The sequence below is a fragment of the Desulfovibrio sp. genome (genome assembly GCF_018379785.1).
Classification (GTDB): Bacteria; Desulfobacterota; Desulfovibrionia; order Desulfovibrionales; family Desulfovibrionaceae; genus Desulfovibrio.
In genome coordinates this window covers 1-26,147 of record NZ_JAGZUV010000021.1, presented here as the reverse complement: position 1 = coordinate 26,147, position 26,147 = coordinate 1, and the positions used below count along the sequence as shown (strand labels likewise).

The window sequence follows — 26,147 nt, the reverse complement described above, 5'->3', positions numbered from 1 at the left end:
CGGGTTTGCGACATGTGTCGCTTGGCGCGACACTAGAAGGAGTGCAAAAAACATATGTCACGAGTAGTTTTTCTGGAAGATCGCTGCAAGGGCTGCCGGCTCTGTGTGGAGGTCTGCCCTGTCCATATTCTGCGTCCGTCAGGACGTTTCAACCGCCAGGGTTATGAAATCATGGAAATGAGCGGCCAGTGCACGGGCTGCGCGTCCTGCGCCGTCATGTGCCCGGACACGGCCATCCGGGTGTTCAGAAGCGTCAAAGCCGAAAACGCGGCCGAAGGAGGCGCGGTATGAGCGCATCACAGACGGAACGCGTGCTGATCAAGGGCAATGAGGCCGTGGCCTTCGGCGCGGTGGACGCGGGCTGCCGCTGTTATTTCGGCTATCCCATCACGCCCCAGAATGAAATTCCCGAAGCGCTTTCGGTGCTGCTGCCGGAGAACGGCGGCCAGTTTGTGCAGGCCGAAAGCGAAGTGGCCGCCTCCAACATGCTGCTGGGCGCGGCGGCCTGCGGCATCCCGGCCATGACTTCGTCTTCCGGTTGCGGCATCTCCCTGATGCAGGAGGCCATTTCCTACATGGCGGGCAGCCATGTGCCCGGCGTCATCGTCAACATGCAGCGCGGCGGCCCCGGCCTGGGGGATATCGGCCCGTCCCAGGGCGACTATTTTCAGGCGGTCAAGGGCGGCGGCCACGGCGACCACCGCAACCTGGTCCTGGCCCCGGCCACGGCGCAGGAGTGTTATGACTTCATGTTCCGGGCCTTTGCCCTGGCCTTCAAATACGCCAACCCGGTCATGGTGCTGGGCGACGCCATTGTGGGCCAGATCAAGGAACCCGTGCGCCGCGAGCCGCCCAAAGAGGCCATGCGGCCGGAGGCGATTCAGGGCACGGCCCGTGACTGGCGGCTGGAAGGCTACGGCAAACGCGGCCCCGCCGCCGCGCCGCGCCTGCTCAAATCGGTCTATCTGGCCGAGGGCGCCCTGGCCGCGCGCAATCGCCTGCTGATGGAAAAGTACGCGGCCATGCGCGCGGAAGCGGCCTTTGAACAGGTGGATGTGGACGACGCCGAGCTGGTAGTGGTGGCCTTCGGCTCCATGGCCCGCATCGCGCGCAGCGCCATCCGCCAGTTGCGCGGTCAGGGACACCGGTTGGGTCTGTTCCGGCCCGTGACCTTGTATCCCTTCCCGGACGAAGCCCTGCGCGCCCTGGCGCCGGGACGGCGTTTTCTGGTTATCGAGCAGAATACCGGCCAGATGGTCGAGGACGTGCGCCTGGCGCTCAACAGTGCGGCCCCGGTGGCCTGGCACGGGGTCATGCCCGGCCTGTTCATCGGCGCGGACGCGCTGACCGACCCCATCCTCCGGGTGCTCAAGGAGAAGAACTAATGACGCGGATTTCGGAAACGGCCGATGCGCTGCGCCCGCAGCCGGGCGAACGTCTGGTGTTTGACGTCACTCCCGTGCTCAACGAGTGCCCCACCCATTACTGCCCCGGCTGCCATCACGGCATTGCCCACCGCCTGGTCAGCGAGGTGCTGCATGAGCTGGGCGTGGCGGACAGAACCATACTGGTGGCCTCGGTGGGCTGCGCCACCTTCACCTACGACTATTTCAACGTGGACGGCCTGGAAGCGCCGCACGGCCGGGCCTGTGCCGTGGCCACGGGCGTGCGGCGCGCCCGGCCCGACGCCGTGGTCTTCACCTATCAGGGCGACGGCGACATGGCCGCCATCGGTTTGGCCGAGTCCCTGCACGCGGCCAACCGGGGCGAAAAGATCACCACCATCTTCATCAACAATACGGTCTACGGCATGACCGGCGGCCAGATGGCCCCCACCACCCTGGTGGGCCAGAAAACCACCACGACCCGGCAGGGCCGCTCCCTGAGCAACGAGGGCGGCCCGGTGCGCCTGGCCGAGATCATGGCCCAGCTCGAAGGCGTGGCCTATGCAGAGCGTTGCGCCCTGGATTCGGTCAAACATGTGCGGGCGGCCAAAAAGGCCATGCGCAAGGCTTTCGAGGTCCAACTGGACGGTCTGGGTTTCGGTTTTGTGGAGCTGCTTTCGGGCTGCCCCACCAACTGGCATCTGGACCCTGTGGCGGCCAACAAGCGCATTGCCGAGGCCATGATTCCGGTCTTCCCCCTGGGCGTGTTCAAGGACGCCACGGCCGGGGCCGGTCCTGTTGCGCCAGTTGCGGAGGACGCGCAGGCAAAGGAGGCCCCCCGTGGCTGAGTATCAGGACGTGATTATGGCCGGTTTCGGCGGCCAGGGCGTGATGCTGATCGGCAATCTGCTGGCGCAGGCCGGTATGGAACAGGGCCTGGAAGTGAGCTTCATCCCGGTCTACGGTGCGGAAATGCGCGGCGGCACGGCCAACTGCACCGTGGTGCTGGACAGCCACCCCATTGGCTCGCCCCTGGTGCGCGAGCCCTTGTCCACCATTGTGCTCAACGAGCCCTCGCTGGACAAGTTCCAGCCGCGCCTGCGGGCCGGGGGCGTGCAGATCGTCAACGCCTCGCTGGTCAGCCAAGGGCTGCTGGATGCCGGCCTGCGCAGCGTCTACATTCCGGCCAACGACATGGCCCATGAACTGGGCAACGTGAAGCTGGCCAATATGGTGGCGCTGGGGGCCTGGCTCAAGGCCACGGGCGCGCTGCCGCTCGCGGCGGTACAGGAAGCCCTCAAGCGGGTGGTCAGCGCGCACTACGCCAGGCTGATCCCGGCCAATGCCCAGGCTTTGGAAGCGGGCTACAACTTCGCCTGATACGGGCTGTCCGGCAGGATGGTTTCCGGCGGCTGGCCCGACTCTTGTGCACAGCCGGAAATGCCGCTGCTCCCGCCGGGGGCAGCGGCAAAACATTTTGGGAGAGAAACGATGCGCAAAATATGCGGGATATGTCTGGGCCTGCTCGTGGTTCTGTGTTCCCTTGCAACGGCGGACGCGGCGGAACCGCGCGCGGATCAGCAGCATATCGCGGACATGGTGGAGCTGTACCGTCAGTCCGTCATTCATGCGGATGATATCCATCGGGCTGAACAGGTCTGGCTGACCACGCCGCAGGCCAGCTTCATCCATCCGCGCGGCCATGAGCGCGGCTGGGAGGAGATAAAGAGGAATTTTTACGGCAAAACCATGCGCGACACGTTTTCACGGCGCGGGCTCCAGCTCACGACCGCGCCGTCCATACGTCTGCACGGCGATGCGGCGGTGGTGGAGTTTGACTGGGAATTCACGGCCACGCGCCGCCGGGACGGAAACATCCGGCATACGGCGGGCCGCGAAAGCCAGGTTTATTTCAGAACGCCGCAGGGCTGGAAACTCGTCCAGGTGCATTATTCCGGGCCGCCCGCGCCGTAACGCGACGCGCGGAGGCACGGCAGCCGCTATTTTTTGTGTTGCAGCACAAACATGAAGAAGTTGTCGCCGCGCTCAAGCCAGATGACCTTGGCCAGCTCGGGCCGGGTGGCCAGAAAGCCTTCCAGCGTGCGCAGAACGTCGGGTATTTTATAGTAGAAATGCTTGCCGTCGGGCGAAATGGCGGCCAGTTCCCTGCCCATGGGAATGATGAAGACATAGGCTTTGACACCGCCGTGCTCCGCCAGCTTGACCACGTCCACCTTGCCGTCGCCGGCCAGAGCCTTGAAACCGAAAGGCAGGTGTTTTTTGAGCCGGTTTTCCAGAGCGCGGGAAATATCGTCGGCCTTGCCCTTCTGATTGTCGTAGCCCGGGGCGAACTTGGGCATGTCGTCGCGCAGTTCAACGGCGCTGTGGGCCTCATACGCATCCAGCGGAAAGAAGTCTTCGCTCAGCATGCCGCCGTTCTTCAGGGTCATCACCCCCATGCCTTTTTCCCGTTCAATCCAGGGCGTTTTGCCCTTGGCGCGGAGTTTTGCCTCCACGTCGGCTTTATTGGCGGTGGGATAGGCGGAATCGCCGCTTACGGCGACGGCGGGCCTGTTCATAAGCAAGAGGAGCAGAGCGGCCGCGAGCAGACCGCAGATGAGGAGATGCAAGGGATTTCCTTTTTGGGACAAATGCATGGCGTGTCGCCTCCGTTGCGTATGCCGCCTGGCCGGGCGTTGCGCGCGGGCCGCTTTTCTTGCTGAAAAACGGCCCGCCGCGAAGGAATGTGTAAAAACTACAGGCCCTTGTCCTGCATCAGGCAGACCAGGTCGCAGACCCGGTTGGAATAGCCCCATTCATTGTCGTACCAAGCCACGGCCTTGACCATGCGGCCGTCCTGCACGGTCGTATAGGAGGCTTCCAGGATGGACGAGGCCGGATTGCCCTTGAAGTCCATGGAAACCAGGGCCTTGTCGTTGTATTCCAGTACGCCCTTGAGATAGGTGTCCGCGGCGTCCTTGAGCTTGCCCAGCAGGGTTTCGGTATCCGTCCGCTTTTCCAGAATGCCGGAAAAGTCCACCACCGACACCGTGGGCGTGGGCACGCGCAGCGAATAGCCGCTGAACTTGCCCTTGAGTTCGGGAATGACCTTGGCCACGGCCTGGGCCGCGCCCGTGGAGGTGGGGATGATGTTGCAGGCCGCGGCGCGGGCCCGGCGCGGGTCCTTGTGGGCCATGTCCAGAATGCGCTGGTCGTTGGTATAGGAGTGGATGGTGACCATATTGCCGATCTGGATGCCGAACTCGCGTTGCAGCACCAGGGCCACCGGGGCCAGGCAGTTGGTGGTGCACGAGGCGTTGGACACGATATGGTGCTTGGCCGGGTCGTATTGATCCTGGTTCACGCCCATGACGATGGTGATGTCCTCTTCCTTGGCCGGGGCGGTGATGATGACTTTTTTGGCCCCGTTGTCCAGATGCACGCCGGCTTGCGGCGCGGTGCGGAAAATGCCCGTGCTTTCAACCACCACATCCACGTCGTGCGCGCCCCAGGCCAGCAGCTTGGGGTCGCGCTCGGAAAAGCAGTGGATGTTCCAGTCGCCCACGGTCACTTCCTGGCCGTTGACCTTGGCGTCCAGATAGCCCCGGCCGTAGACCGAGTCGTATTCCGCCAGATGGAAGTTGGTTTCCGCGTCGAAGAGATCGTTGATGGCCACCACTTCCACGCGGTCCTTGTAGCTCTTGTGCAGGGCGCGGAAAACCTGGCGGCCGATGCGGCCGAAGCCGTTGATGCCCACTTTGACTTTTTTCATATGTATGTCCTCAACATAAAAAAGGAAAAATATCTCGTTGCCCGATTATGCAACAGGCCCGGATTTTTGTTCGCCGGCAAGGAAGGCCGGCTTCGCGTGCCGGGAGCGTGTCAAAACATGTGTGACCGGCGCGCGAAGCGAAGCCTGACGCCGCCGGCGGCAAAGGGCAGGGCCTGTTTAATCCTCGTAGACCGAGTAGGCATGCTTGGCCATCAGCTCGTAATTGTTGCGCAGTGCCTCGTGCAGGCGCGCGTTTTCAATGGCCAGGGCCGAAATGGCGGCCACGGCTTCCATAAAGGTCTGCTCGTCGGGGGTGAAATCGCGCTCCACGTCGGAATAGACGCGGATCAGGCCGATGGCCTTGCCGTCCGCCATGAGCGGCGCGGAAAGCACGGAGACCAGACCCTCGGCCTTGGCCGATTCGGGATACTGGAAGCGGCCGTCGGCCGTGGCGTCCTTGAGGTGGATGGTTTTGCCGGCCAGCACTTCGCCGTCCAGACCGCTGCGTTTGACCTCCACCGGACCCTTGCGCATGTAGGTGCCCGAAAGGCCGGAAGCCGCGCTGGGCAGCAGAAAGCGCCCGGTGCTGTCCAGCAGGCGGATGGTGCTGGCCTTGCAGCCCATGGTGGCGGCGGTTTGTTCCGTGATTTTATGCAGGACTTCTTTGGGCTCGAGGCTGGAGTTGATCACCAGCGCCACGTCCCTGAGTGCGCGAAAATAATCTTGTGCCATGAGTGCCTCCTTGAGGAACGCTGTGGACCGCGCCCGTCCGCCGAGGGCGGGGACGCGGCGGGAATGCCCGGGACAGTATAACGTTAAAACGTTACACTGCTCCGGCGGCTGCGAAAGCAGACGCCCGCGCCTGAACCAAGGCGGGACCGCGTTCCCGCCGCAGGTTGAAGACAGCGTCAACTTTGAGAATGTTAATTCTCAAAGGTAATCTGCTCTAATGACGGCGAAGGTCAAAACCTTTGCCTTTACTTTCTCAAGTATGCTCTATTTTTTATGCTCAAGCAACGCGCTCCGTTCGGCCGCTCCCGCCGGGGCAGAGCGGCTCGCGGCCGGGGTTCAGGCCTCCTTGCCGCCCAGCAGGCCCTTGGCCGGAGCCTTGCCGGGATTTTTCATGATCACCTGGCCTTCAATGACGCCGCCTTCCTCGGTGAGCAGGTTGGGCGTCTGCAACGTGCCCTCAAGCACGCCCGAAGCATAGACCACCACCCGGCGCTTGGCCGTGACCTCGCCGGAAAAGCGGCCCGAAAGCAGCAGTTCGCCCACATTCAGCGTGCCGTCCACTTGGGCGTCCTTGCCCACGTTCAGCGTGCCGTCGCTGACGATTTCGCCGGTGTATTTGCCTTCAATGCGCACCGTGCCCTTGAAGGTGAGTTTGCCTTCATACACGGTGTCGGAACCGAGATATGCGATTTCGTCCTTGCCCACGGGTACCCTCCATTTCGCCATTAGAGGGTGTCGTCATGAGTGTCTTTCCGGTTATCTCCGCGTCGAAATTCGCCTTTTATTCCGGTCGAGTACCATAGCTCTGCTGTTCTCATCCGTAAGCAGCTTCGCTGCAACGGCTGAGGCAAGAGTACACTTCCTTCATGCTTTAGCCGTTATGCGAGGAACGAGCATTACGGATAAAGACAGCAGCGCTAAAAGGCTCTTTCTCCTTGATATAACACGAAAATTCATCTCATGCGACACCCTCTGGAGCAGTTAACACTTATCCCTTGAACATGAAGCGCCGCATGGACACGTTGAGCACAATGCCCAGCAGCGTGAAATTGACCAGAGTGGCGCTGCCGCCGTAACTGATGAAGGGCAGGGGAATGCCCACCACCGGCATCAGCCCGATGACCATGCCCATATTGATGAAAATTTGCCAGAAGAAATAGAAGAAGACTCCCACCACCAGCATGCTGCCGAAGCGGTCCTTGGCCTGTACCGCCGTGGAGAAGATCGAGAGCAGGAAGAGGCAGAACAGGGTGACCAGGGCCACGCAGCCCACAAAGCCCCATTCCTCGCCGAACACGGCCACGGCGAAGTCCGAATGGCGTTCCGGCAGAAAGCGGAGCTGGCTCTGGGTGCCTTCCTTGAAGCCCTTGCCCCAGAGCTGGCCCGAACCGATGGCGATGCGCGACTGCAGAATGTGGTAGCCCGTGCCGCGCGGGTCGTTGCCGGGGTCCAGAAACGTCAGGATGCGTTGCCGCTGATAGTCGTGCATGCCCACGAACCACATGAAGGCCGCCGCGCAGGGCACGGCCAGCAGGCAGGTTTTGAGCACATAGCCCTTGAGCCCGTGGAAGAGGATCATGCCGCCCAGAATCAGCAGGATCATCAGAGTGGTGCCCAGGTCCGGCTGGGTGACGATCAGGGCGGCTGGAATCAGGCCCACAGTCAGCACGGCGCTGAAATCCTTCCAGCCCAGCGGGCGCCCGTCGCGGGCCAGCAGGCGAGCGGCCAGCACCAGCACGGCCAGCTTGGCCAGTTCCGAGGGCTGGATGCTCATGAAGCCCAGGGAGAGCCAACGCTTGGCCCCGTAGACGGTTTTGCCCGCCACGGGCACCAGGAGCAGCAGCGCCAGACTGATTAGAAAAAAGGGCCAGGCCAGGTTGCGCAATTGGCGATAGTCAAAGCTCATGGCCAGAAGCATGCAGGCCAGGCCGCACACGCCCCAGATCAACTGGCGCTGGTAAAAACCGGAAAAGGCCAGGCCGTCTTCCAGCCGCGTGCCGCTGGCGGAGTACAGATTGCCCACGCCCAGAAAATAGAGCAGGAACATGCAGGCCAGCAGGCCCCAGTTGATGTAGCTGAACAGGCGTTTATCCATGCGAGCTCCGGGCGGAGGAAATATATTTCAAACCTGTTCGACCTTCACACGAAGCGCGCCCGGCGCGGGCAGAGGGCGAAAAGACCATGACGCGGCATTTCCTTGCACTTGGCGCGGATGTCCGCTCTTCGCGGCCATTAGGGCGATGTGCCTGTTTCAAAGGTGAATTGCCCCAGGGCCTGTTAACGCTATAGAATTTTTGTTCGCCTGCAAGGAAGATAAACCTGCTTTGAGGGAGTGTACTCTTCTGGTACTCGACCGAAAAAGCAGGTGAAATCTGACGCAGCAGGAGGGCAAAAAGGCATAGCGTTAACAGGTCCTAATCCTCCCGCCCCCGGACAGGGCGCGGCGCTGTCGCCGGAGCCGGGGACGCGGGCGCGCCCGAATCCGGGCCGAAGATATAATCGTAAATCTTTTTGGCCACCGGTCCGGCCACGCTGGAACCGCCGCCGCCGTGCTCCACCATGACCACCACCACGTAGGTTTTGCCGTTCTTGGAGCCCCAGGTGGCGATCCAGGCATGGTCGCGCTGGGCGTACTCCATTTCCGAGGAGCGCACCCGGCGGTCTCCGGCGGTCATTTTCAACTTGACCACCTGGGCCGTGCCGGTTTTGCCGCCCATGTCCGCGTCCTTGCGGCCCACCACCCGCGCCGTGCCCACGCCCGCGGTCTTGCGCATGGCGTCCACCACAAACTTGAACGTTTCAGGCTTGGCCGGAATACGGCTCTGCACCACGCGCGGGGCGTCGTTGAGCAGTTGCGGCTTGAGCAGATCCCCGCCGTTGAGCATGGCCGCCACATAGACCGCCACCTGCACGGGCGTGACCAGGGTGTAGCCCTGGCCGATGGAGACGTTGTAGGTCTCGCCGCGCACCCATGGCCTGCCGAAGCGGCGCTTTTTCCATTCGCGCGAGGGCACCAAGCCGGATTTTTCGTGCGGCAGGTCAATGCCCGTGGGACGCCCGAAGCCGCAAGCCTTGGCAAATTCCTCCAGCTTGTCAATGCCCAGGCGCTCGGCCATGAGGTAGAAATAGACGTCGCAGGAGTTGACCAGCGCGCTTTCCATGTTCATGGCCCCGTGCCCGCCTTTTTTCCAGCAGCGGAAAATCTGGTTGCCCAGCTTGACCTGGCCGGGGCAGAACACGGTTTCGCGCGGATTGACGCCGCGTTCCAGAAACAGGGCGGCCATGGCCAGCTTCCAGACCGAGCCCGGCGGATAGACGCTCTGGATCACCCGGTTCTGGAGGGGAAAGCGATTGCTGGTGCGCAGGGCGTCCCAGTCCCGCTGGGAAATGCCCGCCGCGAAAAGATTGTTGTCATAGGCCGGGGAAGTGACCAGGGCGCGCAGCTTGCCCGTGTCCGGCTCCATGACCACCACGCAGCCCGCCTCGCCGCCCAGGGCGTCCCAGGCCGCCTGCTGCAGGCCCCGGTCCAGGGAGAGATGCACCTCATGCCCGCCGCGCGGCTCTTCGCGCAGGGCTTTGCCCAGCACGCGGGCGTGGGCGTCCACCTCCACGTCATAGAGGCCTTTGCGGCCGCGCAGCTGCTTTTCCAGCTCCAGCTCCAGGCCCTGCTTGCCCACCAGGTCTCCCATGGCCAGGGCCGGGTCTTTCGCCATTTCCTGCTCGTTGGCTTCGGCCACATAGCCCAGCACATGGGCGAAAAGTTCTTTTTCCGGATAACTGCGCTTGGTGCGGACCACGATTTCCAGACCCGGCCAGGCGTAGATTTCCGACTCGATGCGGGCCACCAGGTCAAAGTCGATGTCCGTGATCATCAGCAGGGGTTCAAAGGACTTCACCTTGAAGCGGTCCTGCTGGTATTTCTCCCAGATCTGGGGCAGCGGAATGCCGGACCAGGCGCTGATCTGGGCCAGGGTGGCCGGGATGTCGTGGCAGTCTTCGCGTACCAGGGACAGGCCGTAGGCCGTGCGGTTGTCGGCCAGCAGCTTGTCGCCGTCGTCCAGAATGCGGCCGCGCGGGGCGAAGATGCGCTCCTGGCGCAGGCGGTTTTCCTGGGCCTGGCGGGCGAATTCCTCGCCGCGGTGGACCTGGAGATACCAGAAACGGACCACAAAGACGAAGAACAGCAGGCCCACAAGGACCTGCAAAAGTACGGCACCGCCGCGCGGGGGCTGGTAGCCCTCGCTCTCCACCTGGATTTTGAGCCAGGAGCGGATGCCCTCTTTTTTTCGGGGCGGCCCGCCCGGGGCGTCGGGCGTGAAGAGGCGCTTATTTTTCTTCATCATCCGTGGTCCAGTGCCGCGTCGTGATCAGCAGACGCCAGGCGAAGGGCAGGAAGAGCGCCTGGATCAGGCTTTTGTCCAGCTCGTCCGGCACGTTGAAAGCGAGATTCTGCAGCGGGGCCATGAGCCAGGCCACGCCGTAATACGCGGCGCCCAGGCAGGCGGAAAGCAGAAAGATGAAAATGAAGTTCTCCACCTCGAACAACCAGCGGCCCAGCTTGAACAGCGCAATAACCGCAGCGTACCAGACGATGACCCCGCCGAACTCGCGGGTGCCCATGCCCTCCTGCAAGAGCACGAAGAGCGGCAGGAGCCAGAGCATGTTTTTGTAGTCCCGCTCCTGCAACAGGATGATAAGGCCCACCGCCAGCACGTCCAGACCCGGCACCAAGGCCTGCAGGCAGACGGCGATGGCCATGAAGAAAATCCACCAGCAGAAGTTGCGGAACTTGCTCATGGCGTCACGGCGGCGGGCGGCGCGGGCGGCCCCACGAAGACGGGCGGCGGGCCTTCGGGCTCGGGCTCGGGCTGGGCGATGCCCGTGGGCTCCAGCAGCAGCACTTCTTCAATATGTTGCAGATCCACCAGGGGCTCGGCGTAAATAGCCATGAACTGGGTGTAGTCCGAAGGGGCCACGCTGAGCACGCGGGCCACGGGAATGCCCTTGGGGTATTTGCCGTCCAGGCCGGAGGTGATCAGCACCTCGCCCTGTTTTACGTTGGCGTCGCGCTGCACGAAATTCACTTCCAGCCTGCGGCCCGTGCCCTGCCCCGCCAGGATGCCCAGCGCCCGGCTGTCCTGCGAGAAAACCGCGATGCGGCTGCCCGGGTCCGTGAGCAGCAGGGCGGTGGCGGTATGCGCGCTGGCCCGCAGCACCCGGCCCACCAGGCCCAGGTGGGTAACCAGCGGCGTGCCGGGCCGCCCGCCCGTGGTATAGCCCCGGCTGATGGTGATGCTGTCCAGTACGGCGTTGGGGCCCATGCGCCCGGCCAGCACGCGCGCGCCCAAGGGCCGCCAGCTGGCGTCCACCGGCAACTGGACCAGGGTGCGCAGGCGTTTGAGCTCGGCCAGATCCTCGCCGTTGGCCAGCAGACGGGATTCCAGATCCGCCACTCTGGCCTGGAGGCGCTCGTTTTCCTCGCGCACGCCCACCAGGTCGAAATAGCGCTCCCAGAAGCCCGTGCCCACGTCCTGGATGTAGCGCATGGGCTTGAGCACGGCGCCGCTCAGCTCCAGGCCGATATTGGCGGCGAAATCGTCCAGGGTGCGGGTGCGCTGGTTCCAGGAATACATACCCAGAAAGAGGATGAGCAGGACGCCCGCGAAAATCAGAATACGCCGCAATGACACAGAGTTATATCCGCCTCAGGCTCGATTGCATACACACGGGGCGACGTCGTGCCGGAAAGATGCTTCCGGCACGACGTCGCCCACGGAGAAAATACGCCACGAAGTTGTGGAAGGCCACCCGCTGTCAGTCGATGCAGACTTCTTTGAGGATGTTCAGGCTGTCCAGAGCCCGGCCCGTGCCGACCACCACTGTGGAAAGCGGGTCGTCCACCACGGTGATGGGCAGGGAGGTTTCCTCGCGCAAAAGCTGATCCAGCCCCTTGAGCAGCGCGCCGCCGCCCGTGAGCACGATGCCGCGGTCCACAATGTCCGCGGCCAGTTCCGGCGGGGTCTGCTCCAGGGCGATGCGCACGGCCTGCACAATGCTGTCCACCTGCTCGGAAATGGCCTTGCGCACTTCCTCGGAGGTGATGATGATGTTCTGCGGGATGCCCGTGACCAAGTCCCGGCCCTTGACCTCAATCTGCTGCTCCGGATCCAGGGGATAGGCCGAAGCGATCTTGATCTTGATTTCCTCGGCCGAGGATTCGCCGATCAGCATGTTATATTTGCGTTTGACGTGGGTCATGATGGCTTCGTCCATCTTGTCCCCGCCCACGCGCACCGAGCGCGAATAAACGATGCCGGAAAGGGAGATCACCGCCACTTCGGTGGTTCCGCCGCCGATGTCCACCACCATGTTGGAGGTGGGTTCCTGAATGGGCAGGTCCGCGCCGATGGCCGCGGCCATGGGTTCCTCAATCAGATAGACTTCACGCGCGCCGGCGGACTGGGCGGATTCCTTGACGGCCCGCTTCTCCACCTGGGTAATGCCCGTGGGCACGCAGATCATGATCCGGGGACGCACCAGGCGGCGCGAATTGTGCACTTTGGCGATGAAGTGGCGCAGCATGGCCTCGGTCACTTCAAAGTCGGCGATGACGCCGTCCTTCATGGGACGGATGGCCCAGATGTTGCCGGGGGTTCTGCCGAGCATGCGCTTGGCGTCGTGGCCCACGGCCAGCACCACGTTATTGCCGCGCGAATCCTTTTTGACCGCCACCACCGAGGGCTCGCGCAGCACAATGCCCTGGCCCTTGACGTAGACGCAGGTATTGGCCGTGCCCAGGTCGATGGCCAGATCGTTGGAAAACATCCCCAGTGCGAAATCCAGAATCTTGGACATTACTCTTGCTTGCCTCGCTGTGCTGGTATGCGTATGGTCCCGGCGGGCGGGAGCGGCACTCCGGAACCGTCGCGGCGGCAACGGCCCGGAAATAATTTTTTGTCGTCAGGCTGAAAACTGTTCGGCTAAAACGGGCGTGAAGTCAAGACGATGGGCGTGGGGTTCAAAATCTTTGTCCCGGCCGGCCGATTCCCGGATCGGCCGCGGAACGGCCCGTAATCCGCCCGCAAGGCGCGTTAGTATGGTGCGTTGGCATACTCTGGCCGCGTATTTCCGCCGCAAGTACGGCATGCGGGTGCAAAAAATTCCACTTGACGTCGGTTCGGCCTGTCCCAACCGTGACGGTCTGCTGTCCACGCAAGGCTGCATTTTCTGCAACGCCCTGGGGTCGGGCTCGGGCCTGGGCGGGCGCGGCCTGTCCCTGGCGGCCCAGTGGCAGGCCTGGCGGCAAAAGTACCACGCCGAGGATCCGGATCGCCGTTTCCTGGCCTATCTGCAATCCTTTTCCAATACCTACGGCTCCCTGGAGCGCCTGCAAGACCTGCTGCGCGCGGTCGCGGCCCTGCCGGACTGCCGCGGCCTGGCCGTGGGCACCCGGCCCGACTGCCTGAGCCCGGCCAAGCTGGACGCCCTGCTCCGGGCCGGGGCCGAAGCGGGCGTTGCGGAGATCTGGCTGGAGCTGGGCCTGCAAAGCGCCCATGACGCCACGCTGGCCCGGATCAACCGGGGGCATACGGCGGCCTGCGCGGCCATGGCCGTGACCGAAGCCGCCGCGCGCGGCCTGCTGGTCTGCGGGCACCTGATGGCCGGTTTGCCCGGCGAGGGCGAGGCGGACTTTCTGGAAAGCGTGGACTGGGCCGTGAGCCTGCCTTTGCACGGCCTCAAACTACACAACGTTTATGCGCCCGAGGGCACGGAACTGGCCCGCCGGTATCGGGACGGGCGCTACCAGCCCCTGGAGCGCGACGAATATGTGGACCTGCTCTGCGCGGCCTTGCCGCGTATTCCTTCCCGCGTGGTCATGCACCGTCTGCAAAGCGATCCCGCGCCCGGCGAACTGGTGGCCCCGGCCTGGGCCGCGCTCAAACGCCCGTTGATGACGGATCTGCTGCGCGCCCTGCACGCGCGCGATCTCTGGCAGGGCTGCCGGGCCGACGTGCCGGAAGGACCGCCCGCGTGGTACGGCGGGTAGGGGGGGAGGGCTCGCCCGCATACCGTTTATGCCTCCCTTTCGGGCGTGGGATTTTTCGCCCCGCTCCCGCTTGGGCCGCCCCCTCCCCCGGACCCCAGCCCCGCGCCCGAAGGGCGAAACATCCCTCATCCGGGCGGCAAGCCCGCCTCCCAGCGCCCTCCGCGCCTTGACCTTTATTCCGGCCGGAACTATGCAGATGGGCATCAATTCATAGTGGTTTCAACATATTTCGCGGGACGGCCGGGATGGGGATGGTGTGCTTTCTTGCGGCGCTGGGCCTGCTGGTGCTGGGCTACGCCGTGTACGGCGTTTTTGTGGAAAAGGTTTTCGGCATTGACCGCGCGCGGCCGACCCCGGTGCAGAGCAGGGCGGACGGCGTGGATTGCGTGGCTCTGCCCCCGTACAAGATCTTTTTCATCCAGTTGCTGAACATCGCGGGCCTGGGGCCGGTGTTCGGGCCCATTCTGGGGGCTGTGTACGGCCCCGCGGCCCTGCTCTGGGTGGTGTTCGGCTGCATTTTCGCGGGCGCGGTGCATGATTTCCTCACCGGGGCCATGAGCCTGCGCTACGGGGCGGTCTCCTATCCGGAGCTCATCGGGCGCAATCTGGGCAAATACGCGCGCTGGTTCATGCTGGTCTTCACCATCTGGTTCATGATTCTGGTGGGCGCGGTTTTCGTCAACGGCCCGGCCGGGCTGCTGGCCTTCAAGACCGGCGAGCTGCTGCGCTCCTGGGAGGGCGGCGCGGCCGTGCTGCAATGGCTTGAAAGCTGTCCTCCGGCCGCGCTCTGCGCCGGGGCGGACGGTACGGTTTCCGCGGGCAAGGTGCTGGCCCTGCTCTTTTCCGTCCTGATTTTCAGCTATTATTTCGTCGCCACTATTCTGCCCATCGACAAGATCATCGGCAGGATATACCCCTTTTTCGCCATCCTGCTGCTGTTCATGGCCTTCGGCCTGCTGGCCGCGCTGCTGCTCAATCCTCAGTACAGCATTCTGCCCAACCTGCGCCCGGCCGACTTTTTCACCAATCTGAACCCCAAGGGCGCGCCCCTCTGGCCTTTGCTCTTCGTGACCATCGCCTGCGGGGCCATCTCGGGCTTCCACGCCACCCAGTCGCCCATGATGGCCCGCTGCATGCGCTCTGAAGGACAGGCCCGGCTGATGTTTTACGGGGTAATGATCGCCGAGGGCGTGCTGGGGCTGATCTGGGTGACCATCGGACTTTCTTTTTACGGCGGAGACCCGGCGGCCCTGATGGCGGCCGGGACGCCGGCGGTGGTGGTTTCCAAGGCCTCCGAAGGCCTGCTGGGCGGCTTGGCGGGCGGCACTCTGGTTTTTCTGGGCGTGGTCATCCTGCCCATTTCCACCGGCGACACGGCCTTCCGCACCGGGCGGCTGATCCTGGCCGACGTGCTCCGCTTTGAGCAGGGCTCGCTGGGGCGGCGCATCGTGCTGGCCGTACCGCTTTTTCTGCTGGGCATTTACTTTGCCGTGGGCGACTTCACGGCTATCTGGATGGCTTTCGGCTGGACGAACCAGACCCTGGCCTGCGTGTCCCTCTGGGCGGCGGCGGTCTGGCTGCGCCGCCGCAAACGCCTGCACTGGGTGGTCACCGTGCCCGCGTTGTTCATGACCGCCGTGTGCGGCACCTATCTCTTTTACTTTGATAAATTCCCCTTCCACTGGCCCATGACGGCCTCGGTCTGCATGGGACTGGCCGCATCCGGGCTCTGCTTCGCGCTCTTTCTCGCCAGGGGCGGCAGGATGCCGGAAGGTGACGAGGCGAAGTTCTGACGCGGTATACATCGAAGGGGAGAGGGGAGTGGTTTTCCTCTACACCACTGGGACTACCCAAAGGCTGCCTTGAAATGTTCTGGATATTCCGGCCACCTCTGTGTAACCTTGGCACTTAACCACACCGCGTGTTTCTTCCCTACTATTCCAAATTCCGTTTCCTCTACAGGGGCGGCGCTTATCTGTGCCGCGGATCGTTACAGAAAAGGTAGGCCGGGATGATCTTTTTGTAGCTGCTATGGCCGATCTCGGGACGAATTTATTTGATATCCTATGGTGCGAGTCGGACGGCTTGCGAGACATGACGTCGCTATCTGAGTTTTTTTAGATTTCCATCTGCTCAACAGTATCGGGCTTGGCATTTTGGAGAAAGCATGTCGCTTCGTCTTGCAGATTTTATTTTTCTGCTTCTAGCCGCGTTGCTTTGTATGGCCGCTTACCACGGCACCTGGGCGCTGTCGCCTTCCGGCGTCTTCATGGATAGCGACCTTCAGAATTATACTCAGATTTTCGCGGCCCGTCTCGTTCCCGGTGACTTTGCGCATGACCCCTTGGTACATACATATAAAGCTTTTCCCGGAGAACCCAGCCTACTGACCCTGCTGGCTCGACTTTTGGAATGGGGCGACGGGGCGGTGGCGGCCATTTTTCGTGCCGGAGCCTTGGGTATTTGGTTGCATCTGGCGGCTTATTATATGCTGGGGCGCTGGTTGATCAAAAGCCCCAGCTTGGCCGCTTTGTTCAGCTTGGGCATGAGCGTGACCATCTATTGGGCCTTCGGCACATTCTGGGGAGCCACGCATGCTGATCCTGTGCCGCGCATCTATTACGCTGATCTTTTTCCGTTCTGGCTTATGCTGGGCTGCGCGGCCCTTCGCCGCCCAGGCCTGCGCCCCTTGCTTCTTTTCGCCATCGGTCTGTCCATTGTTGTTCATAGTGTTAGCGCCCTGACCTGTGCCGCCATGTTCTTCGCGGCATTTCTTCTGGCCCCCGGCGGCTGCTCTCTGGCACGCCATCTGGAAAATTCCGCTGTGACCGCTGGCGCTTTTCTGCTCTCGGCTTTGCCAGTTCTTGCCGTGACCATGGGACACAGTGTAACTTCCGATTCTGTGCATTACGCCCTCTTCCATGAAGTTTGGAATATGCGCGCCCTGGCAGACTGGAGCGATCCTTGGGGAGATCTGGGTCGCATTCTGTACCATTATCTCGTGCGGGAACCTTTTCTTCTGTTCGGTCTTGTCTGCTGGATTATTGCTCGGCATGTAGCGGGACTCAGCCCCCGGGCGCAGGTATTGCTGAGTATGTTTCCAGGCTTTTTGCTGGGTCTCACGGGTATGCTTGTTCTCTGTCTGGTTGAAATGACTCTGGCGGCCAAACTGGGTTATTCGCACGTCAGTCAGGAATTGTTGCGGGGGACACGCTTTCTCATCCCTCTGTGCTGGTTGTCCATTGTCTGTGTCTTGAGCCTTTGGTGGCAACGTTTGCCTGCCGTAGCGCGCCTTGCCGCGCCACTTGGCGTGGTTCTACTTATCGGAATGGTTTCGCAAGACAAACAAGTTCTTGCCGTGCGACATAGTGTTGCCTATACACTGGGTTTGCCCACGCTGGATAGTTCTCGTGCCGCCGAACTCATGACCGCCGCCGGGCAATACCATCAGGCCCTGCAAGCCCTGCGCGAACTGACGAGTCCGTGCGATCTGGTTTTCACTGACGCAAGTGATCTGGCCGTGCGCTATGTGGCACGGCGTCCTCTTTCGCCCGTGGCCAAGGACGGCTGGCTGCTCTTTTATGCCCGTGACATAGAACTCTGTCAGCGATGGCTCCGCGAACAGCGCGCGTTCAATGCCGATCCACTTTCGGTAGTCAATATATGGCGGGAAAATCCCGCACGGTGGCTTATTACTCCTAACCGGCCGGAAGTGCGCGCAGCCCTGCCACCGTCCAGCATTCTTTTTCATAACGAAGGTTGGATTGTGGCCCACAAACCGTCCGGCACCGTCAATTGAATGGAACTGCGAACAATGACTGAAATCCTGCACCAGAGTTCTGGAGTGCTGAAAAAATGCCTTACGCTTTTTCTGAGCGCCGAATTTTTTCGTTTCCTTATTTTCGGAGGAATAGCCGCACTCGTAAATCTTGCCGTGGGCTATACGCTTTATTCGGGGATTCTGGTCGTCATGCCATATTTCTGGGCTGTGCTCATAGGCTCGGCATCGGGGCTGCTGATCAATTTCGGCTGCAATTATTACTTTAATTTTCACTATCGCGGTCGGCCCATGCTTCGACAGTTCAACACTTTCTTCGTGGTGGCTGGCGTAGGTGTGCTGCTCAATGCTCTGGTGGCCAAAGGGCTGTTTTTGGCGGGGCAGGCGCTGCTGGAAAATGGGTTTGGCCTGCATGGGCTGGTGTGGCGGCATCTGGAGTTGGTCTGCCATGTGCTTTCCATCGGCATCGTGACTTTTTATTCCTTTTTGGGGCACAAGTTTTGCAGTTTTAATGAAGGTATCCGCTCTTTTTGGCGGCGTGCAAGGAGAAAAAATGTCCTCAGATGACAAGCAAATTGTTATCATCGGCGGTGGTCCTGCCGGCCTGACGGCGGCATTGGAATTGTTGCGCCGTGGGATCCGCTCCGTAACTGTAGTGGAAAAAGACGCACAAGTGGGCGGTATTTCACGCACGGTGGTCCACAATGGCAACCGAATGGACATAGGCGGGCACAGATTTTTTTCAAAATCTCAGGAAGTGATGGACTGGTGGGCAGAAATTCTTCCCGTGGAAGGAGAGGGTATGCCTCCGGCCTTGCCCGATGAGCTCGACCGCATTATTTTGCTTCGTCGCCGTCTTTCGCGAATCTTTTATCTACGGAAATTTTTCTCCTATCCCATTGCCCTGAGCATGGGCACGCTCAGAAATCTGGGCCTGTCTCGAGTGGCGGGTATCGGTCTTTCCTACGCCAAGGCCTGTCTGCGGCCCATCAAACCGGAACAGACGCTGGAAGATTTTATCGTCAATCGTTTTGGACGCAGACTCTATGAAACTTTTTTTCGCGACTATACCCACAAGGTCTGGGGCGTACCCTGCAATGCCATTGCTGCGGACTGGGGAGCCCAACGTATCAAAGGTCTGTCCATCGTGCGCGTTCTGACGCACGCCGTCAAAAACATGCTTGGGTCATCTGCATCCATCGCTCAGAAAGATATTGAGACCAGCCTCATTGAGCGTTTCTGGTATCCCAAGTTGGGTCCTGGTTCGTTGTGGGAGACCGTAGCTGATATGGTGCGAGAGTTAGGTGGCACCATCCTGATGGAAAGCCGGGTGACCGCTCTGAATTGGAAACAAGATGATGGTAGGGTCCGCATTGTCGGCGTAGATGTGCTCCACGCCGATGGTAGGAAGCAGACCCTGCCATGCACATCCTGCATCAGCTCCATGCCGTTACGCGAATTAGTGGAACAGCTGGGGGATGTCGTTCCCCCAGCCGTGCGCCAGGTGGCGCACGGTCTGGTGTATCGTGACTTCATGACTGTAGGCGTTCTGGTCAGACGCCTGGGGCGGGACGGGGCGCATGCCGATCTCAAAGACAACTGGATTTATATTCAGGAACCGGATGTTCATGTAGGGCGTATTCAGCTCTTCCACAATTGGAGCCCGTGGCTCGTGGCTGACCAAAGTAAGTTTTGGCTGGGCATGGAATATTTCGCCACCGAGGGTGACGAACTCTGGAGTATGTCCGATGCCGATTTTATCGAAATGGCCGTGAATGAGCTAGAAAAGCTGGGCTTTGCTACGGCGGCGGATGTGGAGGACACGGTGCTTTTGCGTGTTCCCAAGGCCTATCCCGCCTACTTCGGCAGTTATGACCGCATCGGCGAGGTGCAATGCTTTTTGAACAGCGTGCCCAATCTCTATCCTGTGGGACGTAATGGTATGCACCGCTATAACAATATGGACCATTCCATGCTGTCAGCCGTCCGCACGGTGGAGTGCATTCTTGGTGATAGAGAGGACAAGGCGGCTATTTGGGACGTCAATGTTGAAAAGGAATATCACGAGGGCAAATAAGGGCTGGCTTATTGTGCGTCGGCGCTGAGTGCGCGGCCCGCACGGCCACGCGGCATTGCCGCCGTTTTGCGCCGGTCAACCCTTGGGTTTGAGGATGGGGCCCGCGCTCTCGGCCACCAGGGTGTCTTCCAGCGTGGCGCACATTTTCTGATACTTGCCGTTCAGAAAGCGGAAACGGCGCAGCCGGACCGTGAAGGCCGGGCCCGCCGCGGCCACGCGCCGCTCAAAGCGGGTGCGCACAAAGGCATAAAGCTCCAGGTCCGCATGGTTCAGGCGCGCGGCCAAAGCGCGGTCTTCGGCGCTGACGGCGTCGGCCAGGCCGGGGCGCAGCATGTTCCGGCGTTCGTGGAAGAGCTTTTGCAGGCCGATTTCGTCGGCCAGCAGCAGGAGGCTTTCGTCAAAACGCTCCTGAATGCCCACGAAGCAGAAACTTTCTTCCAGATGTTTTTTAGCCAGGGCCAGCACCTCGTCCGGATTCCTATCCGGCGCGAACACGCCCGCCAGGCAGTGCGTGACGAAGTTTCTGCCCCGGAATTTCAGCAGGGGATCGTTGCTGGTGAGATAGTCCCGGAAGCTGACGGCATTTTCGTTGAGATAGGCGTAGAGATGGTTCCCGGGCCAGGATTTCTGGAAGACGTATTCCGAAACAAGACGGCTCAAGGGCTCGCGCAGCAGGGTGAACATGCGCAGGCGGCGTCCGTAGAGGCTGGGCGGATCGAAACATTCGGGCATCAGATGCCCCTCGATGAGGCGGATTGGCTCCAGCGCGTCCGCCTCCAGCATGCGGCAGCGTTCGTAGTCCTCCCTGGCATAGACGCTCAGGATGGTTTCAGGCGCGAAGTTGTCGTGCAGAACGGCGTTCAGCGTGGTCCCGGCGGTGCGCGGCAGATGCAGAAAAAAGAGCGTCTCATCCATGGCGTGCTCCCTGAAACATGCTTGTATACCTCGCCCGGACCGTCCCGCAAGCGAGGCGGGCGGACCGTGCTTGCCTCCGCCGCATGAATCCGGCATACTTACTTTTCCATAAAATATTTCGCATGGGAACGCGGCAAATCCCGGCGGGCCTGTTCGTGCTGACGCGGAATACTTTTGGAGACTGTGTTTTCAAGGCGTCATTCAGCCGGAAAATGTGCGTATCGCCGCTGTCGGGCCCTTCTGGCTCCGGTGCCGCCGACGGGGACAGCCCTTCGGGTTGTTGTGCCCCTTCGGCTGGTTCCATGCCGCTTCACCGTGCGCCGCGCGCGCCGGTGCGGGCGCGCTTTACTGTTTCAACGCTCTGAAACCGACCTTTCACGCCGACGCGGGGGTGTCCCATGCAGCCGGAACTTCTGCTCTTCGACATAGGCAATACGTCCATCAAGGTGGGGCTGGCCAACGAGCGGCATGTGCTGACATCCTACACCCTGCCCGCCAACGCCGGGCACACCTCGGACAGCCTCGGCCTCACGCTTCTTTCCCTTTTGCGGCACGCGGACACGGATATGGCGAAGCTCAAGGCCTGCGTGGCCTCTTCCGTGGTGCCGGGTTTCGACCCGCTGCTGCGCGAGGCCGTGGCCCGCTATCTGGACCGGCCCCTGTACTGCGCGCCCGATGACTTGCCCATTCCCCTGGAAAACCGTTACGAACGGCCCTCCGAAGTGGGAGCGGACCGCCTGGTGGGGGCTTTCGCCGCCCGCAGGCTCTGCCCGGACGCGGCCTCCCTGCTGGTGGTGGACTTCGGCACGGCGGTGACTTTTGACTGCGTGAGCGGGCAGGCCTATCTGGGCGGCCTGATCTTTCCGGGCCCGGCCACGGCCCTGGCCGCGTTGTCGCGCGAAGCCGCCAAATTGCCCAGAGTCAATCTGGACATTCGCGCGCAAGAACCCGCGCCGGGCCGCGACACCACCACCAGCATCCAGCACGGTCTGGTCTTTGGCTTTGTCTGTATGGTGGAGGGCCTGACCCAGCGGCTCAAGCGGCAGATGCCCGGCCCGATCAAGGTGCTGGCCACGGGCGGCTTCGCCGCGTCCATCGCCAGGGTGAGCCCGGTCTTCGACCATGTTCTGCCCGCCCTGTTGCTGGATGGCCTGCGGCGTCTGTACTATGAGGAGCGGGATATTCTCTGAGGCCGCCGCGCATCGGCGCGCCCGGCCTTGTTCTGAACATAACCCCAACATGAGGGCATAAGGAGCGAATATGAGCAGCATTGCCTCTGTTTTCGGCCGTGAGATCCTGGATTCGCGCGGCAATCCCACTGTGGAAGTGGAAGTGACCCTGGAATCGGGCGTCAGCGCCCGCGCGGCCGTGCCGTCCGGCGCGTCCACCGGCAGCCGCGAGGCGCTGGAAATGCGCGACGGCGACAAGAAGCGTTACGGCGGCAAGGGCGTGACCAAAGCCGTGGAGCACGTCAACGGCGAAATCGCCGACGCACTTCTGGGTCTGGACGTGCTGCGCCAGGTGCAGATCGACAACAGCCTCATCGATCTGGACGGCACGGACAACAAATCCCGTCTGGGCGCCAACGCCATGTTGGGCGTGTCCATGGCCTGCGCGCGGGCCGCGGCCACCTTCCTGGGCCTGCCGCTCTACAAGTATCTCGGCGGCATCAACGCCAAGGTGCTGCCCGCGCCCATGATGAACATCATCAACGGCGGCGCGCACGCCCCCAACAACCTGGACATCCAGGAATTCATGATCATGCCCATCGGGGCCATGACTTTCCGCGATTCCCTGCGCATGGGCACGGAGATTTTCCATACCCTGCAGGCCATTCTGAAAGCGGACGGGCATGTGACCAGCGTGGGCGACGAGGGCGGCTTCGCGCCCAATCTCAAGAACCATGACGAGGCCTTTGCCTACATCATCAAGGCCATCGAGGAGGCGGGCTACAATCCCGGCGGCGAAGTGGCCCTGGCTATCGACGCGGCCGCCTCGGAATTCTACCAGGACGGCAAGTACGTGCTCAAGGGCGAGGGCAAGACCTTCAACAACGCCGAAATGGTCGAATGGCTGGCCGGGTTCACCCGCAAATACCCGCTGATCTCCATTGAGGACGGCATGGCCGAAGGCGACTGGGACGGCTGGGGCATGCTTACCGCCAGCCTGGGCGAGAGCATTCAGCTGGTGGGCGACGACATCTTCGTGACCAACCCGGCCATCCTGGCCGAGGGCATTTCCGAAGGCGTGGGCAACTCCATCCTGATCAAGCTGAACCAGATCGGCACAGTGACCGAAACTCTGGACACCATTGAAATGGCCAAGGAAGCGGCCTACACCACCGTCATTTCGCACCGCTCCGGCGAAACCGAAGACAGCTTCATCGCGGATCTGGCCGTGGGCGTCAACGCCGGGCAGATCAAGACCGGCTCGCTCTGCCGTTCCGAGCGCATGGCCAAGTATAACCAGTTGCTGCGCATTGAGGAGGAACTGGGCGACGAGGCCGAATTCTTCGGCCCCATGCTGGCCGAGTATTACGCGCTGGGCGACAGCGAGGACTAAAACGCCATGCCGAAACGCAAGGCCCGCGCCCGGTAAGGACGCGGGCCTTGCTCCACCTGGAGCGCCTTGTGAACCTGCCCGTGGCCGTGAAGACCTGCCTGCGCAAGTACGCCTGTTTCCGGGGCCGGGCTCCGCGCTCGGAATTCTGGTGGTTTTACATTTTTTACCTGCCGGCCTGCACGGTCTCGATCTTTGTCGTGGTATGCCTTGCGAAGTCTTTCAGCTTCGGAAACTCCTTGCTGTTGCTTACCAACGGCACGGCGTTTGTGTTGTATTTGCCGTCGCTGGCCGTGCGAGTACGCCGCCTGCATGATTGCGGATACAGCGGCAACTGGCTGGCGCTGTATGCCTTGCTGGTTTATTGGGGGCGTTTCTCTGCCTTCGCGATTCTCATCGGCTTCTTGCTGATTCCGTTGCCCGGGGATCTGGGAAATCTGCCGCTGGTTATTTGCCTTCTTATGGTGGATGTCTGGTTTTTCATTTCCGACGATCCCCTTATGACGTGTATCTTCATAGTACAACTGCTCGGCGAGCTGGCCATGTTGCTTGTCTGTCTCAAAAAGGGCACGGCCGGTCCCAACCGCTACGGGCCGGATCCGTTGGAGGGCGAACCGGGACGGCGGGCCGGGGTGCTGGTCTTCCGGAAAGCGGACTCAGACCGGCCCGGCGCGTCAGGCGAAAAGGAGGGGAGAGACCCGTCCGGAGCTTGAGCGCGGCGCGCGGATGGCGTATACTGAATTTTTATGATCAGTTTTGAACCCCAAGGCCGGAGAAGAGCATGCTTTTGATTGACGGCAAGGAAACGTCTCGCGTCATCCGCGAGGAACTCAGGGAAGAAGTGGCCGCCGCTTGCGGCAAAGGCCGCCGCGCGCCGGGTCTGGCAGTGATCCTGGTGGGCGAGGACCCCGCGTCGGAGGTTTATGTGCGCAACAAGGAGCGGGCCTGCGCCGAGGCGGGCATTATCTCCTTCCCCTACCACCTGCCCGCGTCCACCGGCCAGCACGAGCTGCTGGCCCTGATCCATGAATGCAACCGCCGCCCGGATGTGGATGGCATTCTGCTGCAATTGCCCCTGCCGTGCGGCCTGGACGCCCAGGCCTGCCTGCTGGCTATTGATCCGGCCAAGGATGTGGACGGCTTCCATCCTGAAAATGTGGGCCGCCTTTCCCTGGGCCTGCCGGGTTTCGTCTCCTGCACGCCCGCGGGCGTCATGGAGCTGCTGCGGCGCTATGATCTCTCGCCCGCGGGCAAAAAGGCCGTGGTGGTGGGGCGCTCCGACATCGTGGGCAAGCCGCTGGCCATGCTCCTGGCCCGGCCCGGCGACTATGCCGATGCCACGGTGACCATCTGCCACTCGCGCACTCCGGATCTGGCGGCGGAATGCCGCAATGCGGACTTCCTTTTCCTGGCAGTGGGACGGCCCTGTTTCGTCACCGCCGACATGGTGCGCGAAGGCGTGGTCGTCATTGACGTGGGCATCAACCGCACGCCTGAAGGCCTCCGCGGCGACGCGGATTTCGCGGGCGTGAGCGCCAAGGCGCGCGCCATCACGCCGGTGCCCGGCGGCGTGGGGCCCATGACCATCGCCATGCTGCTCAAAAATACCGTGCAGTCCTGGCGCGGGCGCACGGCATAGGATATGTTGTCAGGCCGGAGCAATCCACTCTTGAAATGCGTGGATTGCTCCGGCGGCCGCGTAAGCGGCACCCAGGCCAGAGTGCAAGGAAAACCGCGCTTTTTCCACGGCAGGCGCAGAGTTTGAAATGTGTACATTTCAAACGTAAAATGCCGCAGTGCCCGGCCGGAAAACCGGGAAGGGGGAAGATATGGAATTCGCGCCCGCTGTGCGGCGCTGCCTGACCGAGAAGTATTGCAGCTTCAAGGGGCGGGCCTCGCGCTCGGAATTCTGGTGGTTCGCGCTGTTCATGCTTCTGATTAATGTTGCTGTGAATCTTGTCTCCGGCTTTCTTCCCTCAGCGGCGGGTAACGGCCTCAGCGCCCTGGTTTCTCTGGTTTTCCTTTTGCCCAATATCGGTGTCACCGCGCGCCGCCTGCACGACCGTAACCTGTCGGGCTGGTGGCAGCTGGCGCCCATAGTCCCCGCTATCCTGTTGCTGGCGATGCTTTTCACGATGTCGGTTGCGGAGGCTGCCCTGGTTCTCGTGTGCCTGCTGGCGGCGGCCGCGGGCATCTGGCTTTTTGTGATGCTGATCCTGCCCGGCACGCCCGGACCCAACCGCTTCGGTCCTGATCCGCTGAGGTCCGCGCCCCCGGACAGCGCGCCGGGCGGCCCTCTATGAAAAACGGAGAAAGGGGAGAGATATGACCTTTGCCCAGGCCGTGCGCGTCTGTCTGAAAGACAAATACTGCTCTTTCCGGGGCCGCGCGTCCCGTTCGGAATTCTGGTGGTTCATGCTGGGCATCGGCCTGATCAATCTGGCCGCCAATACCGTGCTTTCGCCCTTGCCGCCCAAGACGGCCATGGGGCTGAACTTTCTGGTTTCCCTGGCCCTGCTCCTGCCCAATCTCGGGGTAACGGTGCGCCGCCTGCACGACCGTAATCTGGCGGGCTGGTGGCTGCTGGTTCCCATCCTCAGCCTGTTGTTCTGGCTGCTGGGCCGGGGCGCGCCCGGCGGCAATGCCGGTCCGGTGTCGGCCCTGCTCTCCCTGTCCATGTGCATCTGCTATCTTGCCATCCTGTCGCTGCCGGGCACGGCCGGGCCCAACCGTTTCGGGCCCGATCCCCTGGCGGCGGAAAACGCGGGGGAATAGGCCGCCCCGCGAGACATCAACTTTTTCAATGACAGATAACTTCATATATGCTATCTTCTTTGTAGAAGGAGGAAAGCAATATGAAATGCCGAAAATGTGGTTCCGAA

At 62.0% G+C, this 26,147-nt stretch carries 26 protein-coding genes; 16 read left to right on the top strand and 10 right to left on the bottom strand.

What is annotated here, in order from left to right; genetic code table 11:
* Window positions 1–54 precede the first annotated feature (54 nt).
* The 5 genes from KH208_RS06410 (at window position 55) to KH208_RS06390 (ending at window position 3,359) form a co-directional block, all read left to right on the top strand.
* Window positions 55–291 carry a ferredoxin family protein gene (locus KH208_RS06410; protein WP_062254412.1) on the top strand — a complete coding sequence of 79 codons (237 nt, stop codon included), beginning with the start codon at window positions 55–57 and terminating at the stop codon, window positions 289–291.
* A complete protein-coding gene (gene vorB / locus KH208_RS06405; RefSeq protein WP_291434836.1) occupies window positions 288–1,385 on the top strand; it encodes a 3-methyl-2-oxobutanoate dehydrogenase subunit VorB in 1,098 nt (365 codons plus the stop codon). The genes KH208_RS06410 and vorB overlap by 4 nt, the downstream gene beginning before the upstream one ends.
* Window positions 1,385–2,233 carry a thiamine pyrophosphate-dependent enzyme gene (locus KH208_RS06400; RefSeq protein ID WP_291434835.1) on the top strand — a complete coding sequence of 283 codons (849 nt, stop codon included), beginning with the start codon at window positions 1,385–1,387 and terminating at the stop codon, window positions 2,231–2,233. Before vorB ends, KH208_RS06400 begins: the two co-directional genes overlap by 1 nt.
* Complete coding sequence (locus KH208_RS06395) at window positions 2,226–2,765, top strand: 2-oxoacid:acceptor oxidoreductase family protein (protein WP_291434834.1); 540 nt, start codon at window positions 2,226–2,228, stop codon at window positions 2,763–2,765. Before KH208_RS06400 ends, KH208_RS06395 begins: the two co-directional genes overlap by 8 nt.
* 111 nt (window positions 2,766–2,876) lie before the next feature.
* Window positions 2,877–3,359: a nuclear transport factor 2 family protein gene (locus KH208_RS06390; protein ID WP_291434832.1), complete on the top strand. Its 483-nt coding sequence runs from the start codon at window positions 2,877–2,879 to the stop codon at window positions 3,357–3,359.
* 26 nt (window positions 3,360–3,385) lie between these two features.
* Here the strand turns inward: KH208_RS06390 and KH208_RS06385 are convergent, their stop codons facing one another.
* From KH208_RS06385 to KH208_RS06345, 9 genes are all read right to left on the bottom strand, one after another.
* On the bottom strand, window positions 3,386–4,015 hold the full coding sequence (locus tag KH208_RS06385; RefSeq protein ID WP_291434830.1) for a hypothetical protein: 630 nt from the start codon (window positions 4,013–4,015) through the stop codon (window positions 3,386–3,388).
* A 125-nt stretch (window positions 4,016–4,140) separates the two neighbouring features.
* Window positions 4,141–5,157 carry a type I glyceraldehyde-3-phosphate dehydrogenase gene (gene gap, locus KH208_RS06380; protein WP_291434828.1) on the bottom strand — a complete coding sequence of 339 codons (1,017 nt, stop codon included), beginning with the start codon at window positions 5,155–5,157 and terminating at the stop codon, window positions 4,141–4,143.
* Between the two features lie 177 nt (window positions 5,158–5,334).
* Window positions 5,335–5,889: a GAF domain-containing protein gene (locus KH208_RS06375; RefSeq protein WP_008682481.1), complete on the bottom strand. Its 555-nt coding sequence runs from the start codon at window positions 5,887–5,889 to the stop codon at window positions 5,335–5,337.
* A gap of 336 nt (window positions 5,890–6,225) precedes the next feature.
* Window positions 6,226–6,594 carry a polymer-forming cytoskeletal protein gene (locus KH208_RS06370; RefSeq protein ID WP_062254429.1) on the bottom strand — a complete coding sequence of 123 codons (369 nt, stop codon included), beginning with the start codon at window positions 6,592–6,594 and terminating at the stop codon, window positions 6,226–6,228.
* A gap of 283 nt (window positions 6,595–6,877) precedes the next feature.
* On the bottom strand, window positions 6,878–7,984 hold the full coding sequence (gene rodA / locus KH208_RS06365) for a rod shape-determining protein RodA (RefSeq protein WP_062254431.1): 1,107 nt from the start codon (window positions 7,982–7,984) through the stop codon (window positions 6,878–6,880).
* A 319-nt stretch (window positions 7,985–8,303) separates the two neighbouring features.
* Window positions 8,304–10,229, bottom strand: coding sequence for a penicillin-binding protein 2 (mrdA, locus tag KH208_RS06360; RefSeq protein ID WP_291434825.1), 1,926 nt, complete (start codon window positions 10,227–10,229; stop codon window positions 8,304–8,306).
* Window positions 10,216–10,686, bottom strand: a complete 471-nt coding sequence (locus tag KH208_RS06355; protein ID WP_291434823.1) for a hypothetical protein — start codon at window positions 10,684–10,686, stop codon at window positions 10,216–10,218. Before KH208_RS06355 ends, mrdA begins: the two co-directional genes overlap by 14 nt.
* Window positions 10,683–11,579 (bottom strand): rod shape-determining protein MreC, encoded by an 897-nt coding sequence (mreC, locus tag KH208_RS06350; RefSeq protein ID WP_291434821.1) that lies wholly within the window; start codon window positions 11,577–11,579, stop codon window positions 10,683–10,685. Before mreC ends, KH208_RS06355 begins: the two co-directional genes overlap by 4 nt.
* Before the next feature lie 124 nt (window positions 11,580–11,703).
* Window positions 11,704–12,744 (bottom strand): rod shape-determining protein, encoded by a 1,041-nt coding sequence (locus KH208_RS06345; RefSeq protein ID WP_291434820.1) that lies wholly within the window; start codon window positions 12,742–12,744, stop codon window positions 11,704–11,706.
* Window positions 12,745–12,985: 241 nt separating this feature from the next.
* Here KH208_RS06345 and KH208_RS06340 point away from each other — a divergent pair, with 241 nt between their 5' ends.
* The 5 genes from KH208_RS06340 (at window position 12,986) to KH208_RS06320 (ending at window position 19,791) form a co-directional block, all read left to right on the top strand.
* Complete coding sequence (locus KH208_RS06340; RefSeq protein WP_291434819.1) at window positions 12,986–13,936, top strand: TIGR01212 family radical SAM protein; 951 nt, start codon at window positions 12,986–12,988, stop codon at window positions 13,934–13,936.
* Between the two features lie 245 nt (window positions 13,937–14,181).
* Window positions 14,182–15,729 carry a carbon starvation CstA family protein gene (locus tag KH208_RS06335; protein WP_291434818.1) on the top strand — a complete coding sequence of 516 codons (1,548 nt, stop codon included), beginning with the start codon at window positions 14,182–14,184 and terminating at the stop codon, window positions 15,727–15,729.
* Window positions 15,730–16,103: 374 nt separating this feature from the next.
* Window positions 16,104–17,735, top strand: coding sequence for a hypothetical protein (locus KH208_RS06330; protein ID WP_291434816.1), 1,632 nt, complete (start codon window positions 16,104–16,106; stop codon window positions 17,733–17,735).
* 15 nt (window positions 17,736–17,750) lie between these two features.
* Window positions 17,751–18,281 (top strand): GtrA family protein, encoded by a 531-nt coding sequence (locus tag KH208_RS06325; protein WP_291434814.1) that lies wholly within the window; start codon window positions 17,751–17,753, stop codon window positions 18,279–18,281.
* Window positions 18,268–19,791 carry an NAD(P)/FAD-dependent oxidoreductase gene (locus tag KH208_RS06320; protein ID WP_291434812.1) on the top strand — a complete coding sequence of 508 codons (1,524 nt, stop codon included), beginning with the start codon at window positions 18,268–18,270 and terminating at the stop codon, window positions 19,789–19,791. Before KH208_RS06325 ends, KH208_RS06320 begins: the two co-directional genes overlap by 14 nt.
* A gap of 75 nt (window positions 19,792–19,866) precedes the next feature.
* Here the strand turns inward: KH208_RS06320 and KH208_RS06315 are convergent, their stop codons facing one another.
* The gene (locus KH208_RS06315) at window positions 19,867–20,706 is read right to left on the bottom strand and encodes a sulfotransferase family 2 domain-containing protein (RefSeq protein WP_291434810.1); all 840 of its coding nucleotides are present in this window, start codon (window positions 20,704–20,706) and stop codon (window positions 19,867–19,869) included.
* Between the two features lie 398 nt (window positions 20,707–21,104).
* Between KH208_RS06315 and KH208_RS06310 the strand changes: the two genes are divergently transcribed.
* The 6 genes from KH208_RS06310 (at window position 21,105) to KH208_RS06285 (ending at window position 26,040) form a co-directional block, all read left to right on the top strand.
* Window positions 21,105–21,896, top strand: a complete 792-nt coding sequence (locus KH208_RS06310; RefSeq protein WP_062254446.1) for a type III pantothenate kinase — start codon at window positions 21,105–21,107, stop codon at window positions 21,894–21,896.
* A gap of 70 nt (window positions 21,897–21,966) precedes the next feature.
* A complete protein-coding gene (gene eno / locus KH208_RS06305; RefSeq protein ID WP_291434807.1) occupies window positions 21,967–23,268 on the top strand; it encodes a phosphopyruvate hydratase in 1,302 nt (433 codons plus the stop codon).
* 47 nt (window positions 23,269–23,315) lie between these two features.
* Window positions 23,316–23,978 carry a DUF805 domain-containing protein gene (locus KH208_RS06300; protein WP_291434805.1) on the top strand — a complete coding sequence of 221 codons (663 nt, stop codon included), beginning with the start codon at window positions 23,316–23,318 and terminating at the stop codon, window positions 23,976–23,978.
* 68 nt (window positions 23,979–24,046) lie between these two features.
* The gene (folD, locus tag KH208_RS06295) at window positions 24,047–24,904 is read left to right on the top strand and encodes a bifunctional methylenetetrahydrofolate dehydrogenase/methenyltetrahydrofolate cyclohydrolase FolD (protein WP_291434803.1); all 858 of its coding nucleotides are present in this window, start codon (window positions 24,047–24,049) and stop codon (window positions 24,902–24,904) included.
* 190 nt (window positions 24,905–25,094) lie between these two features.
* Window positions 25,095–25,568, top strand: a complete 474-nt coding sequence (locus KH208_RS06290; RefSeq protein WP_291434801.1) for a DUF805 domain-containing protein — start codon at window positions 25,095–25,097, stop codon at window positions 25,566–25,568.
* A gap of 22 nt (window positions 25,569–25,590) precedes the next feature.
* Window positions 25,591–26,040 (top strand): DUF805 domain-containing protein, encoded by a 450-nt coding sequence (locus tag KH208_RS06285; protein WP_291434800.1) that lies wholly within the window; start codon window positions 25,591–25,593, stop codon window positions 26,038–26,040.
* The last annotated feature ends 107 nt before the right edge of the window (window positions 26,041–26,147 follow it).

What these genes read in the sequence shown, in the direction of transcription:
- KH208_RS06410 (WP_062254412.1), top strand. Translation starts at nt 55, where the DNA reads ATGTCACGAGTAGTTTTTCTGGAAGATCGCTGCAAGGGCTGCCGGCTC.
- vorB (WP_291434836.1), top strand. Translation starts at nt 288, where the DNA reads ATGAGCGCATCACAGACGGAACGCGTGCTGATCAAGGGCAATGAGGCC.
- KH208_RS06400 (WP_291434835.1), top strand. Translation starts at nt 1,385, where the DNA reads ATGACGCGGATTTCGGAAACGGCCGATGCGCTGCGCCCGCAGCCGGGC.
- KH208_RS06390 (WP_291434832.1), top strand. Translation starts at nt 2,877, where the DNA reads ATGCGCAAAATATGCGGGATATGTCTGGGCCTGCTCGTGGTTCTGTGT.
- gap (WP_291434828.1), bottom strand. Translation starts at nt 5,157, where the DNA reads ATGAAAAAAGTCAAAGTGGGCATCAACGGCTTCGGCCGCATCGGCCGC.
- KH208_RS06375 (WP_008682481.1), bottom strand. Translation starts at nt 5,889, where the DNA reads ATGGCACAAGATTATTTTCGCGCACTCAGGGACGTGGCGCTGGTGATC.
- rodA (WP_062254431.1), bottom strand. Translation starts at nt 7,984, where the DNA reads ATGGATAAACGCCTGTTCAGCTACATCAACTGGGGCCTGCTGGCCTGC.
- mrdA (WP_291434825.1), bottom strand. Translation starts at nt 10,229, where the DNA reads ATGAAGAAAAATAAGCGCCTCTTCACGCCCGACGCCCCGGGCGGGCCG.
- KH208_RS06355 (WP_291434823.1), bottom strand. Translation starts at nt 10,686, where the DNA reads ATGAGCAAGTTCCGCAACTTCTGCTGGTGGATTTTCTTCATGGCCATC.
- KH208_RS06345 (WP_291434820.1), bottom strand. Translation starts at nt 12,744, where the DNA reads ATGTCCAAGATTCTGGATTTCGCACTGGGGATGTTTTCCAACGATCTG.
- KH208_RS06340 (WP_291434819.1), top strand. Translation starts at nt 12,986, where the DNA reads ATGGTGCGTTGGCATACTCTGGCCGCGTATTTCCGCCGCAAGTACGGC.
- KH208_RS06335 (WP_291434818.1), top strand. Translation starts at nt 14,182, where the DNA reads ATGGGGATGGTGTGCTTTCTTGCGGCGCTGGGCCTGCTGGTGCTGGGC.
- KH208_RS06330 (WP_291434816.1), top strand. Translation starts at nt 16,104, where the DNA reads ATGTCGCTTCGTCTTGCAGATTTTATTTTTCTGCTTCTAGCCGCGTTG.
- KH208_RS06325 (WP_291434814.1), top strand. Translation starts at nt 17,751, where the DNA reads ATGACTGAAATCCTGCACCAGAGTTCTGGAGTGCTGAAAAAATGCCTT.
- KH208_RS06320 (WP_291434812.1), top strand. Translation starts at nt 18,268, where the DNA reads ATGTCCTCAGATGACAAGCAAATTGTTATCATCGGCGGTGGTCCTGCC.
- KH208_RS06315 (WP_291434810.1), bottom strand. Translation starts at nt 20,706, where the DNA reads ATGGATGAGACGCTCTTTTTTCTGCATCTGCCGCGCACCGCCGGGACC.
- KH208_RS06310 (WP_062254446.1), top strand. Translation starts at nt 21,105, where the DNA reads ATGCAGCCGGAACTTCTGCTCTTCGACATAGGCAATACGTCCATCAAG.
- eno (WP_291434807.1), top strand. Translation starts at nt 21,967, where the DNA reads ATGAGCAGCATTGCCTCTGTTTTCGGCCGTGAGATCCTGGATTCGCGC.
- folD (WP_291434803.1), top strand. Translation starts at nt 24,047, where the DNA reads ATGCTTTTGATTGACGGCAAGGAAACGTCTCGCGTCATCCGCGAGGAA.
- KH208_RS06290 (WP_291434801.1), top strand. Translation starts at nt 25,095, where the DNA reads ATGGAATTCGCGCCCGCTGTGCGGCGCTGCCTGACCGAGAAGTATTGC.
- KH208_RS06285 (WP_291434800.1), top strand. Translation starts at nt 25,591, where the DNA reads ATGACCTTTGCCCAGGCCGTGCGCGTCTGTCTGAAAGACAAATACTGC.